Source organism: Faecalicatena contorta (genome assembly GCF_003149105.1).
GTDB classification, from domain to species: domain Bacteria; phylum Bacillota; class Clostridia; order Lachnospirales; family Lachnospiraceae; genus Muricomes; species Muricomes contortus_C.
In genome coordinates, this window is record NZ_QGDS01000012.1 from 103,431 (window position 1) to 116,416 (window position 12,986).

The 12,986-nt window shown below is 42.3% G+C and carries 10 protein-coding genes and 2 pseudogenes; all 12 read left to right on the top strand.

The annotated features are described in order from the left end of the window. Positions 1-66: 66 nt before the first annotated feature. Complete coding sequence (locus A8805_RS16805) at positions 67-969, top strand: cell division protein FtsQ/DivIB (RefSeq protein WP_109713279.1); 903 nt, start codon at positions 67-69, stop codon at positions 967-969. Positions 970-1,133: 164 nt separating this feature from the next. Continuing rightward, positions 1,134-2,342: a cell division protein FtsZ gene (gene ftsZ, locus A8805_RS16810; protein WP_109713281.1), complete on the top strand. Its 1,209-nt coding sequence runs from the start codon at positions 1,134-1,136 to the stop codon at positions 2,340-2,342. Between the two features lie 244 nt (positions 2,343-2,586). Further along, positions 2,587-4,422, top strand: coding sequence for a sensor histidine kinase (locus A8805_RS16815; protein ID WP_109713283.1), 1,836 nt, complete (start codon positions 2,587-2,589; stop codon positions 4,420-4,422). Positions 4,423-4,644: 222 nt separating this feature from the next. Then, a complete protein-coding gene (locus A8805_RS16820) occupies positions 4,645-6,216 on the top strand; it encodes a response regulator (RefSeq protein ID WP_181392885.1) in 1,572 nt (523 codons plus the stop codon). Between the two features lie 187 nt (positions 6,217-6,403). Continuing rightward, positions 6,404-6,454, top strand: a pseudogene (locus A8805_RS23155) (DUF6783 domain-containing protein); the annotation flags it as partial. Positions 6,455-6,490: 36 nt separating this feature from the next. Then, the gene (locus tag A8805_RS16825) at positions 6,491-7,972 is read left to right on the top strand and encodes a sugar ABC transporter ATP-binding protein (protein ID WP_109713287.1); all 1,482 of its coding nucleotides are present in this window, start codon (positions 6,491-6,493) and stop codon (positions 7,970-7,972) included. Between the two features lie 15 nt (positions 7,973-7,987). Beyond that, on the top strand, positions 7,988-8,950 hold the full coding sequence (locus tag A8805_RS16830; RefSeq protein WP_109713289.1) for an ABC transporter permease: 963 nt from the start codon (positions 7,988-7,990) through the stop codon (positions 8,948-8,950). Positions 8,951-9,030: 80 nt separating this feature from the next. Further along, entirely contained in the window at positions 9,031-9,996 is a 966-nt protein-coding gene (locus A8805_RS16835) for a substrate-binding domain-containing protein (RefSeq protein WP_109713291.1), read from the top strand. Positions 9,997-10,068: 72 nt separating this feature from the next. Further along, the gene (locus A8805_RS16840; protein WP_109713293.1) at positions 10,069-10,836 is read left to right on the top strand and encodes a GolD/DthD family dehydrogenase; all 768 of its coding nucleotides are present in this window, start codon (positions 10,069-10,071) and stop codon (positions 10,834-10,836) included. 27 nt (positions 10,837-10,863) lie between these two features. Then, positions 10,864-11,859, top strand: a complete 996-nt coding sequence (locus tag A8805_RS16845) for a dihydroxyacetone kinase subunit DhaK (protein WP_109713295.1) — start codon at positions 10,864-10,866, stop codon at positions 11,857-11,859. 114 nt (positions 11,860-11,973) lie between these two features. Continuing rightward, positions 11,974-12,612, top strand: a complete 639-nt coding sequence (dhaL, locus tag A8805_RS16850) for a dihydroxyacetone kinase subunit DhaL (protein ID WP_109713297.1) — start codon at positions 11,974-11,976, stop codon at positions 12,610-12,612. Positions 12,613-12,783: 171 nt separating this feature from the next. Then, positions 12,784-12,986: pseudogene (locus A8805_RS16855) on the top strand (IS256 family transposase); the annotation flags it as partial.

Sequence of the window (12,986 nt, forward strand, 5' to 3'; positions counted from 1 at the left end):
TTAGCCGCAGCGAGATGGAGCATAGCGGAATCAGGCTGGTCTCCTATCGAATAAGGAGGACTGTAGATGAAGCGCAAAAATAAAAGCAGGCGTGAAGAATATGAAAAGTTCGATGACGAAGCATATGTGAATGAAATGCTGGACTGGGAAGAAGAACATCCTCCCAAGCCTAAGAAGAAAAAGCGTCACGGTGTATTTCTCGGGCTTTTGACCTTTATTTTGGGAATAGCAATTATTGTATTTGCATTTCTGCTTCTTTTCCATATTCAGAAGGTAGAAGTAAAAGGAAACAAATATTGTACACAGAATGATATCATAGGCTGGCTGAAAGAAGACAAATATGCAGTAAATTCTATATATGTCTTGTGGAAATATAACCGTAATGATATAGAACAGCTTCCGGTAGTGGAATCCTCGAAGGCCGTGCTGAAAACACCGTGGACAGTACAATTTAAGGTGAAGGAAAAGGAAATCACAGGTTATATTGATTATAAGAACCAGTACCTTTACTTTGATAAGGAAGGAACGGCAGTGCTGGTGACCGGAGAAAAGCTTGACGGGGCAGCCTATTTAGAAGGTATGGATGTAGATATATCAAAGGTAAAGCTGGGTGAAGTGCTGCCTGTCTCAGATAAAAAGGTGTTCCGGGGAATTGTAGAGCTCTCACAGCTCCTTGTGAGATATAAACTTACCCCGGACAGTATTACTTGTGTAGGAGGAGGCCTGAATCTTTACTTTGGAAGTGTGGAGGTCCTTTTGGGAAAGACAAATTATGGGGACCGCATTGCACAGATTCCTCCTATTTTAGAAAAGCTGTCCGAGAAGTATCCTGACAGCAAGGGTACCCTCCATCTGGAAAACTATGATGTTTCTGATAAAGCAATCCGTTTCGTGCCAGAGGCAGAGGAGGAGAGTGACGGTACAGTTCAGGAAGAAGCGGAAGAGGAGATAGCAGCAGTTCAGCCATAAGCTTGATTACCCTTTGCTGAACTGTAACAAAAAATCGGAAAATAAGCAAAAATCTATTGATTATTTACGGGAAAGACTATATTATATACATATTGGATTATATCGTTCAATTATAAAGGGAAGTATAAGGTAATATTAATAAGACCATAAAGGAGGAAATACTCTTGTTAGAAATTAAAACAAACGAATCAGAAGCGGCTGCAAGAATAATTGTTATCGGAGTCGGCGGCGGCGGTAATAACGCAGTAAACCGCATGATTGATGAGCAGATTGCAGGCGTGGAATTTATCGCAATCAATACAGATAAGCAGGCACTCCAATTATGTAAAGCTCCCACTCTGATGCAGATCGGTGAGAAGCTGACGAAAGGTCTCGGTGCAGGTGCACAGCCGGAAGTAGGGGAGAAGGCTGCGGAGGAAAGTGCTGAAGAGATATCTGCCGCATTGAAAGGTGCCGACATGGTATTTGTAACATGTGGTATGGGAGGCGGAACAGGAACAGGAGCTACTCCGGTGGTTGCGCGTATTGCGAAAGAGCAGGGTGCATTGACGGTAGGTGTTGTCACAAAACCATTCCGTTTCGAATCAAGAACACGTATGTCCAATGCCCAAACGGGAATAGATAAATTGAAAGAAAATGTGGATACACTGATTGTCATTCCGAATGACAAGCTGTTAGAAGTCGTTGACAGAAGGACAACCATGCCGGAAGCTCTTAAGAAAGCTGACGAAGTGCTCCAGCAAGGTATTCAGGGTATTACAGACCTGATTAATGTACCATCACTGATTAACCTTGATTTTGCAGATATCCAGACTGTTATGAAGGACAAGGGTATCGCACATATCGGTATCGGTGCAGGCCGTGGAGATGACAAGGCTTTGGAGGCAGTAAAACAGGCTGTTGCCAGTCCGCTGCTTGAGACAACTATCCAAGGGGCATCTCATGTTATCATCAATATTTCTGGTGATATTACACTGATGGATGCGTCCGATGCGGCTGAATATGTACAGGAATTAGCCGGAGAGAATGCAAATATTATCTTTGGTGCTATGTATGACGATTCCAGGTCCGACGAGGCTACAATCACCGTTATTGCAACCGGCTTACATAATGTAGGCGGAAGTTCTTCCAAGCTGAAAGCAAGACTGGAAGGACAGCAGAAGGTAGGATCAATTCTTCCTTCCGGAGATATGGCGAGCAGAAGTCCTATAGATATGGAACAGCGCAGAGCTGCGGCAGCTGGAAGAACAGGGGCAGCATCTCCGTCAGGACGGACGGCAGGAAGTGCAATGCCGACGCTGGAACAGCCAAGAACACCATCAAGTAAGGTGAAAGAGCAGTCTATCAAAATTCCGGATTTCTTTAAGAAGTAATCCAAACTTCCTGTAAGGCTGCAGAAAAGCGGCAAAGAGGATTTGGAGAATGTGTTTAATTAAGATAATAGAGCATACTTATTGAACTGCTAACGTTCAAAAAGATAAGAGATAGCAGGAGAACCGCAAAAACGGGACTCCTGCTTTTTATGTCATAGGAAGCTGGCCTCTAAAGCAGGAAACCGAAATATGTGGAACGCCCGGGATGTATATGTTAAAATAGAGCAAAACAGCGGATAAAGGAATGGAGGAAATGTTGCCGGTGAAAAAATGGAAACTTAGTCTTGTATGGAAGATATCTATATTTATGACGGTGATTATATCTGTACTGATTATGGTTGTGTCGGTTGTGTATCTGCAGACTTTTACCATGTCGGCCAGGGAGGATGCAGCCAGAGAGCTGGAGCAGTCATTGATAAAAGTAGAGCAGAATATAACAGGGAATCTGGAGGATGCCCATTCTTTTTTGGATGACTTGTTTTATAAACAGGAATTCCCTTATTTCATGAATGATAAAAATGTTCTTTCCAAAAGTGAGATGAATTATTATATTTCATCATTGGAGTCATCACTGTATAATGGCCGGCAGTTATATAATAATATGTTTGGAAATTTCTTGGTATATTCATCAAATAAGCAAATTGGTGAGAATCAGGGATGCGATTGGCAGTTTCACATGGATACCCTGAGGAAGAAAGAGTACTATGGAGAAATTATGGATAGTCCGAAAAGGTGGCTATATGGAAAAGTAAGAAACATGAATTTGGTAACCACTACCTTTAAGACAGATAAGCTGAACATGGGAGATTCAGGGAATGAAATTCTACCTCTTTACCGGAAAGTTTATGACCTGAATACAGAAGAGGTGGTTGGGGTGGTTGAAATAGATCTGAACGTGGCGAGGCTCTCAGATAGTGTAAATCTGGAATCGGAAAGAGGAAACCGGGGGGTCATGGTTCTGGATGATTCGAAAAACGTCATGGTAGACACTTTTCAAGGTTCTCGGGGAGTTGTAGAGGAGATAAAGGGCGCCATAGACGGGAAATCAGGAACAAAAACCTTTTCTTATGATGAGGGGCGTTATCTGATGTTGTACCGTACCTTAAAGGACACAAATCTAGTCACAGTGTCCATTGTAAACCAGGAAGCTCTGCAGAACTTTTTGCGTACACGGGTCATACTGGTATGGTGTGCGTGTATTTTGTGTCTCCTTGTTTTGTTTGGTATTGTTTATTATCTTGTGCATAATATGCTGAAACGTTTGGTTATTCTTGATGATATGATGGGGAAGGTGAGAGAAGGGAATTTTGGAGTTGTCATAGCAGATGATAATGTAGAAGATGAAGTGACACGTATTACACAATCATTTAATGAAATGTCTATAAGGCTGAATAAGGTGATAGAGGAAAAGGTGCAGTATGAGCAGGCACAGAAAGAAGCGGAGCTAAAAGCGCTGCAGGCTCAGATTAACCCTCATTTCTTATATAATACATTGGAAAATATGCGTATGCAGTGTGAAATTGATGAATATTATTCTCTGGGAAACAGCTTGTCGGTACTGGGAGAATTATTTCGTTACAGTATAAGCTGGGGAGCAGATGAGGTGCGCTTCGAACTGGAATGGAAGAATCTGAAAAATTATATTTCTATTATGCAGATGCGCTATGGTGATTCTGTAGAATTTGTTTTAGAAAAAGATGATAATTTAGATGATGTGATTGTCCCTAAATTAATCCTCCAGCCATTGATAGAAAATAGTTTTAATCATGGGTTTAAAAATAAGATTCCGCCGTGGGAAGTGAGCATAACTGCTAAAAATCAGGAAAATACCCTAGTGATTACGATTACAGACAATGGCAATGGCATCGAGCCGGAAAAATTGGCGATGCTCCAGAAATGTATGGAAGAAAACCGGCCTTTCCAGGATGGGGAAAGTAAAAGGAACTCTATCGGTGTTACCAATGTAAAGCAAAGAATCGGACTGCTTTGCAGGCCGGGCAGTACCATGCATATAGAGAGCCAGCCGGGAGCCGGAACAAAAATCGTACTTGTTATTACTTATGCAACTAATACTTATTGAACTGCTAATGTTCAATATGGTAGGCTTGGTGTTATCAAGCCATAGTTGCAAAGTACATCCTGTCGACTTGCTTATACTACTTAATGAAACATTGAACACTTGGTGAGGTCTTTTCGAACTTAGTGTGAAAGTTCACCAGTGGTGTGTTTTTTCGAACTTAGCAGCATGGCTGTTTCCACAGTGACATGGATGTTTCAGCGGAAAATAGAATGGGAGATGGATATGTTTAGGTTGTTAATAGCAGATGATGAACAGTTTATTAGAAAAGGGATAATTTCCATACTAAAGAAGAATCTGACGGAGGAAATTCAGTGCATAGAGGCTGCAAACGGGCAGGAAGCATTGGAAAAAGCCAGGGAAACAGCGCTGAATTTGATTATTACAGATATTAGTATGCCGGGATGTGACGGACTGGAATTTATAAGGCAGATCAGGGAGGAAAATAAAACAATACCTGTTGTTATTTTATCAGGATATGATAATTTTGAGTATGCTCAGAGGGCAATCCGTCTGGGAGTCAGCGAGTATATCATGAAGCCTATAAAAAAACAGGAGTTTATCACTCTGATACAGGAGTACATAGATGATATCAGAAAGCAGAAAGCCCGGACAATTCAAGAGCTGAACCGAAAAATGGAAAATGACAGAATTATGGAACGGCTGAAGCATGATTTTCTGTTAGGCCTTCTCAAATGCCCAAGCAGTGCAGAAGCAGAGCGCTATTTGATACAACTAAAGGAACTGGGGATGGAGTTTGAGTCAAAGCTGTATATTTGTGCGGTGATTGAATACAAAGTCAGGGAAGATAATCAGGACTACATGGACTTTGCTGCGAAAAATATTTTAGATGAATACCTGAATCTGGAGGCGGAAAATGAAAGAATCATCAATGTTACATATGATAAAGGGCAGATTGTTACTATATTCGAAGGCTGCAACCAGCTATCCCTTCAGGAGTCCAAGAAAAAGCTGATAAGGAAAGCCGCTTCTCTTATTAAGAAGTACTGCAAGACAGAAGTTTATGCGGGAATCGGAGATGTGGCATACGATTTTATTCATCTGCATACTTCTTTGAGACATGCGCTGCTGGCAGCAGATTTTAAGCTGTATGGACATGGGGATATTGTAATGGTCTATGACGAAATAGAAAAAGAGTCTGTGGTAAAGGCACCGAATCTTGTGAAGTATATGAAACCTGTTGAGAATATTAATATATTTCATATTTTGGAGGAAATGCAGAAAATCTTGAACCAAGGGGAAAACAAACAGGTCATCAATACCCTGAAAAAAGAGTATGAAGACATTCAGGAATATATCAGCCTTCAGCTTATCAGGCATCAGACCGGAAAGGACGGGGAACTAAGCGCCTATACGCCCCTGGCCCGCTGCTGGGATTTCAGTGAAGTGAAAAGGGAGCTGAAGGAAAGAATTGAACTCCTGCAGCAGTCTCTGAATAAAGGAAACCAGGGAAATACACAGTTGAGTAAGATGATACTGCAGTATGTAGATGAACATATTACAGAGGAGCTGGACCTGAATCTGATTGCGGACAAGTTTAACAGAACTCCCGGATATATCAGTACTATTTTTAAACGGCATACAGAAGGCGGATTTAATACCTATCTAACAAACGAGAGAATAAAAATTGCAAAAAAGTTAATCGGGGACAGTAGTATTCCTATACAAGAAATTAGTGAGCTGAGCGGATTCAGCAATTCAAAATATTTTTCTGTTGTATTTAAGAAAATGACAGGGGAGTCACCCAGGGAATACAGAGCCAGGCATATCAGATAATGCAGTAAAGAGACTTTTATAAGAGGATGTTGCGAAATCTAGTATCTTTCTTTGAGATATTTGCATTTTGCAGCATCCTCTTTGATAATTGTATCACAAACTATATGGAAAATTTAAACTTAATTGTAAAAATTCAAACCTTTTTCCCAGGCAGAAAGACGGTAAAATAAGTTTGCAGTGACAAAGTAAGTGGGGCGTACAAATTGTGGGAATGCATTTTCAAACGCACCCGAACTAACGTCAGAAAAAGAAATGCAGGAAAGGGGCGGGGGTCTTGAATTTATTAGAGATGCGGGCAATTGAAAAAAGCTTCAATACGGTAAAAGTGCTGCACGGGGTTGATTTTGTATTACGGCCGGGGACAGTACATGCACTGATGGGAGAAAATGGTGCGGGGAAATCCACACTGATGAAGGCATTGGCAGGAATACATAAATGCGACAAAGGCTCTATGATGATTAAAGGAAAAGAGATTGAAATCACTTCTCCAAAACATTCCCAGTCTTTGGGAGTAGCAATGATTCATCAGGAATTATCACCGGTGCCGGAAATGACTGTTGCGGAGAATATTTACCTTGGAAGAGAACCGGAGAAGGGGATTTTCCTTGACTATGCACAGTTGTATAAACAGACTGAAGAATTACTTGCAAGTCTGAATGTGAAAATAAGCCCTAAGGCAAGAGTGGGGGACTTGAAAGTTGCAGACCAGCAATTGGTAGAAATTGCAAAGGCCATTTCCTTAAATGCCGAAATCATCATTATGGATGAGCCGACATCGGCAATTACGGATAAAGAAGTGGAAAATTTGTTTCATGTAATCAGGGATTTGAAAGACCAGCAAAAGGGGATTATTTATATTTCCCATAAAATGGACGAGATTTTCCAGATTGCAGATGACATTACAGTGCTCAGGGATGGGAGATATGTAAACACCTGGCAGGCAAAGGACATTGACAATAATATTCTCATTAAAAATATGGTTGGCCGGGAATTAACAGAGATATTCCCCAAAACCGAAGTTCCTATTACCGACACTATGCTGGAAGTAAAGAACTTTTCTGTCACAGGGCAATTTGAAGATATCAGTTTCCGCGTCAGAAAAGGTGAAATATTTGGGATTGCGGGGCTTGTAGGGGCCGGAAGAACGGAATTAATGCATGCTATTTTCGGATTGAGCAAAAAGGAGCAGGGTGAGATTATTTTCGATGGAGAAAAACTGGATATCCATAATCCAAAAGATGCGATTAAACATGGAATCGCATATGTGACGGAGGATAGAAAGGATGAAGGGCTGGTGCTTGAGATGAGCGTGGGGCAAAACATTACCCTTCCCTCTATGAAAGAGATGAGCCAGGGCCTATTCATTAATTCCGGGAAGGAGAATCGGACCATTAAACATCAGATTGAGCAGCTGCGCATTAAGCTGAATAGTTCAAGGCAGCTTGTAAAATCTCTGTCCGGAGGAAATCAACAGAAGGTAGTATTGGCAAAATGGCTGATACGGGAACCAAGACTGCTTATTCTGGATGAGCCTACCAGAGGAATCGATGTAGGTGCAAAAGCGGAAATCTATAAAATCATGTGTGAGTTCGTTTCCAAAGGAAATGCAATTATTATGATTTCATCGGAAATGCCTGAGGTTATGGGAATGGCAGACAGAGTACTGGTGCTGAGCAATGGCAAAGCGGGCGGAGAACTGGAGAGAACGGAATTTGGGCAGGAACGTATTATGGAGATGGCAGTATCACATATATAATGGAGAGGTAAAGGGATGGAAAAGGCGATAGAAAAAAGACAATTTAACATAAAAGAATTTGCTGCAAAATATGGAGTTATCATCGGGTTGATTCTGATTATGACATTTTTTACGGTAATGAAAGCAAAGTTTCTAACAGTGGACAATATGCTGAATATGCTGCGGCAGACATCCATTAATGGATTTTTGGCGATTGGAATGACATTTGTAGTTCTGACCGGAGGAATTGATCTTTCCGTAGGGTCTATAGTTGGTGCCTCCGGCATGTTTGCCGCACTGGTGGCAAGGACAGAGACAGGAATGCCCTGGTTTCTGGCGGTACTTACAGGTTTGACAGTAGGGCTGATGCTGGGACTTCTCAATGGAATTATTATTGCATATTTAAAGGTTCCTGCATTTATTGCTACCCTGGGTATGCTGAGTATAGCCAGAGGGGTTACGTTTATGGCAAGTGATGCCAAACCGGTTCCGGGGCTTAGCCCCCAGTTCCTGAAAATGGGCGGCGGAAGTATTGGAATCATTCCCATACCGATTATTGTTCTTGTGGTAGTACTTGTAGTTTGTTATATAGTGCTGTATAAAACAAGATATGGGCGTTATGTATTTGCAACCGGAGGGAATCCCGTATCTGCAAGGGTATCCGGTATTAATGTAAAGATGATTATCTGCTCGGTGTATATGATTTCTGGTGTTCTTGCAGGACTTGCAGGAGTTATCCTGACTTCCCGTGTAACATCAGGGCTGGCAGCCAGCGGAGAAGGATATGAAGTAGATGCCATTGCAGCGGCAGTTATCGGCGGCAACAGCCTGGCAGGAGGCAGAGGACGGCTGTGGGGTACAATTATCGGCTTTCTGATTATGGGGGCGATGAATAATGGATTAGATATGATGGCAGTTTCTTCCTACTGGCAGTTAGTTATCAAAGGAATTATTATTATAGGTGCAGTTATGCTGGATTCCCTGAATGAGTCTAAATAGAAGTGCCTTATAGACAAATAAGAAGCAAAGCGGGTCTAAGGGTGCCCGTTTTGACATAAAAAACAAGGAGGATTTAAGAAATGAAAAAGAGGGTATTAAGTATTTTGATGTGTGCAGTCATGGTGGGCTCAATGCTTATAGGGTGCGGGGCAGCAGATAAGCAGGCAAAGAGTGAGGCAAAAGAGGACAGTTCTGAAGAAACAATTAAAATCGGTATTACACTCTACAGTTTAAAAAATGAGTTTACAGTAAGGCTCGCTAATGCGGCAGAAGCAAAGGCAAAAGAACTGGGAGTTGAATTGAAAGTTTATGATGGAAATTATGATCCGAGTACCCAGATCAGCCAGGTTGAAACAATGATTTCTGACGGATGCAAAGGAATCATCCTGAATCCTCAGGATGCGGAAGCATGCGCCCCCTGTGTGGATAAAGCTGTTGAAGCAGGAATTCCGATTGTAGGTGTTAATACGAGAGTAAAGAGCGACAAGCTCACTAGCTATGTAGGATCTCAGGATGTAACAGCCGGTGAGATGGAAATGCAGAAAATTGTAGACTTATTAGGTGGAAAAGGCAACATCGTGATTATTGAAGGTCCTATGGGACAATCTGCACAGATTGAAAGAAGAGAAGGTATCCAAAACATTCTGGATAAAAATCCGGACATCAAAGTACTTGCAGAGAAGACTGCAAACTGGTCACGTTCAGAGGCAATGACTGTAATGGAAACATGGCTCCAGGCATTTGACCAAATTGATGCAATTGTTGCTGAAAATGACGAAATGGCTCTTGGTGCAAGAGAGGCAGTAAAAGCAGCAGGAAAAGATATTCCCGCTATTGGAGTTGATGGTATAACAGATGCATTAAATGCAGTAGAAAATGATGATCTTGTAGCATCTATCTTCCAGGATGGAGCAGGCCAGGGAAGCAAAGCAGTAGAAGTCCTTGTGAATGCAATCAAAGGCGATACAGTAGATGAGAACTACTGGATTGATTTTGAGGAAGTAAACAAAGACAACGTTGCAGAATTCAAAAAGAGAGCACAATAGTACAACAGGGGACAGTCCCTTTTGAAAGCCATTTTCAGAATATTCTGAACTTAAGAAAGGAGGAAGCTTGAATTGATTAAATATTATGGGGTAGATGCGGAGTTTTCATTAGAAGGGAAAACTGCGATTATTACAGGTGGTGCTGCGGGCATAGGATATGCCACGGCGGAATTCTTTTCAAAAAAAGAAGTCAATCTTTGCTTGGCGGATTTAAATCCCAATGTAAATGAGGTGGCTAAGAAACTCCAGGATAATGCGATTGGTGTGGCAGGAAATGCTACAGATGCAGAATACCGGAAGAAGGTACTGGAGGAAGCACTAAACGCCTTCGGACGGGTGGATATATTAGTGAACTGTGCCGGAATCGTTGCACTGGAAAGTGCCGAGAGCCTGACTGAGACAGACTGGGACAGAACGATGGATGTTAATCTGAAAGCATCCTTTATGATGGCACAGATGATAGGCAAATATTTTATTGATCATGAAGTGGATGGATGTATTGTCAACATGGCATCCCAGGCGGGAGTTATAGCCCTTGATAAGCATGTGGCCTACTGTGCATCCAAAGGAGCAATCATTTCGATGACAAAAGTCCTTGCGTACGAGTGGGGAAAATACGGGATACGTGTAAACGCAGTTTCTCCCACAGTTGTATTGACAGAGCTTGGACATAAGGCATGGGATGGCCCTGTAGGAGATGCATTTAAGAAGGAAATGCCTTCTGAGAGGTTTGCGGAACCTGATGAAATTGCAGCAGCAATTGCATTTTTGTGCAGCGGAGGTGCAGCCATGATTACAGGGCATAACCTGATAATAGATGGCGGATATACAATCAAATAACTTTTTAACTAATACTGGAGGAGAGAGATGCAGAGAATATTAAATAATCCGGATGATATTGTAGATGAAATGCTGAAAGGATTTTTGAAAGCCCATGGAGATATTGTGGAAGCAACAGAAAACCCCCGGGTGGTAAAGGCGAAAAACATACCGGAAGGAAAAGTAGGAGTGATTACAGGAGGGGGTTCCGGGCATAAACCTGCATTTATTGGATATGTGGGAAAAAACCTCTGTGATGCTGCGGCGGTAGGAGAAATCTGCTCCTCCCCGACTGCAGCGGCATTCCTGGATGCATGTAAGGCAGCGGACCAGGGAGAAGGGGTTGCGTGCCTGTACGGGAACTACTCCGGGGATAACATGAATGTGAAGATGGCTGTTAAAATGGCAAAAAAGGCCGGAATTACGTTAAAAACAGTAGTTGCCAATGATGATGTGGCATCTGCTCCTAAAGACCAGAGAGAAAAACGCCGGGGAGTTGCAGGCGAAGTACTCATGTGGAAAGTAGGGGGAGCTAAAGCAGCAGCAGGCGGCAGTCTGGATGAAGTAATTGCCGTATCCCAGAAAGCAATCGACAACACCAGAAGTGTGGGGATTGGTCTGACTCCATGTACCCTTCCAGCAGTAGGGCATCCGAACTTTGAAATTAAAGAAGGAACCATGGAGGTAGGAATCGGGCATCATGGAGAGCCGGGGATTGAAGTATGTGCTCTGGAGACAGCGGCTCAGATGGCAAAGCGCATGGTAGATGTGGTTGTTCCCGATTATCCGTTTGAATCCGGAGATGAGGTGGTTATACTTGTATCCGGTCTTGGTGCTACACCTGTTATGGAGCTGTACGTATTATATGATGAGATTGATAAACTCCTGCAGGAGATGGGAATTAAGACTCATAAGGCATATGTAGGTAACTATTTTACCTCTCTTGAGATGATGGGAGCCACATTAACCATGATGAAATTAGATGATGAATTGAAGGAACTGATTGACATGCCGGCTAACAGCATGGGGTTAAAACAATTGTAGGAAACATCCATGTCACTAAGGCGTGAAAGAACCCCGCCTAAGTCGACAGGATGTACTTAGCAGCTAAGGTTTGAAAAGACCAAACCTTAGCTGCATAAGCAGGAGGTATTGCTTGTGAGTGGATTTAAAAATACAGACGGTAAAGTAATATTATGGAAGATGGTCAAAGGGATTCAGGATAACAAAGCATATCTTGGAGAAGTGGATGGATTGATCGGCGACGGAGACCATGGAATGAATATGAATAAAGGGTTTACAGTGTTTGAGACAAGATTCAAGGACGAACCTTTTACTTTTACAGAAGGCCTGGAGGAGCTTGGAATGATTCTCCTCAATGAAATAGGGGGATCCATGGGCCCGATTTATGGAACAATTTTTATGGATATGGCGGAAGCGGGAGAAGATATGGAAGAAATTGATCTGGATGGGCTGGGCCGTATGCTGGCAGCAGGACTGGAAGGGTTATCCGGTATTGTAGACGCAAAAGTAGGAGATAAGACATTGGTAGATACTTTAGCTCCTGCAGTGGAATCTGTAAAAAAGTCGGCAGAAGACAAAGACGATTTTAAAACCGCTATGGAAAAGATGAAAGCTGCGGCAGAGAAAGGAAAAGATTCTACCAAGGACATGGTTGCAAAATTCGGCCGGTCCAGCCGTTTGGGAGAACGTTCCAGAGGAGTTCTGGATGCAGGGTCAGTTTCCTGTTTTATCATTCTCAGTGCAATGGCAGATGGGATAATGGAAGTAATGTAAGAAAGTGATATAAAAAATACCAGGTAAAATTGGCTGTTCAGCCTTTTTACCTGGTATTTTTTATGTGGGAGTGTAAGATAGAGTGTGTAAGTTCAAAATGAACTTCACACTCTGTTTTTTTGTCAGGATATGTTAAACTAAACAACAGAGAAAAGGAAGGATAGAACTACTATGGCAAGAAGAAAACGTGACCCTAAAAAAGATGCACTGGTACAGGCAATACTGAATCAGTACCAACCGGAAAACGTCGGAGACATGCAGGATGCTTTGAAAGATATCTTCGGCCCTATGTTTGAATCAATGCTTCAGGGAGAAATGAAAGATCATCTGGGTTATGAGAGTAATGACCGACAGGAAAAGGAGGGGACAAACCG

Coding starts and splice junctions, on each gene's coding strand:
- A8805_RS16805 (WP_109713279.1), top strand. CDS start 67: ATGAAGCGCAAAAATAAAAGCAGGCGTGAAGAATATGAAAAGTTCGAT.
- A8805_RS16815 (WP_109713283.1), top strand. CDS start 2,587: ATGGAGGAAATGTTGCCGGTGAAAAAATGGAAACTTAGTCTTGTATGG.
- A8805_RS16820 (WP_181392885.1), top strand. CDS start 4,645: ATGTTTAGGTTGTTAATAGCAGATGATGAACAGTTTATTAGAAAAGGG.
- A8805_RS16830 (WP_109713289.1), top strand. CDS start 7,988: ATGGAAAAGGCGATAGAAAAAAGACAATTTAACATAAAAGAATTTGCT.
- A8805_RS16835 (WP_109713291.1), top strand. CDS start 9,031: ATGAAAAAGAGGGTATTAAGTATTTTGATGTGTGCAGTCATGGTGGGC.
- A8805_RS16845 (WP_109713295.1), top strand. CDS start 10,864: ATGCAGAGAATATTAAATAATCCGGATGATATTGTAGATGAAATGCTG.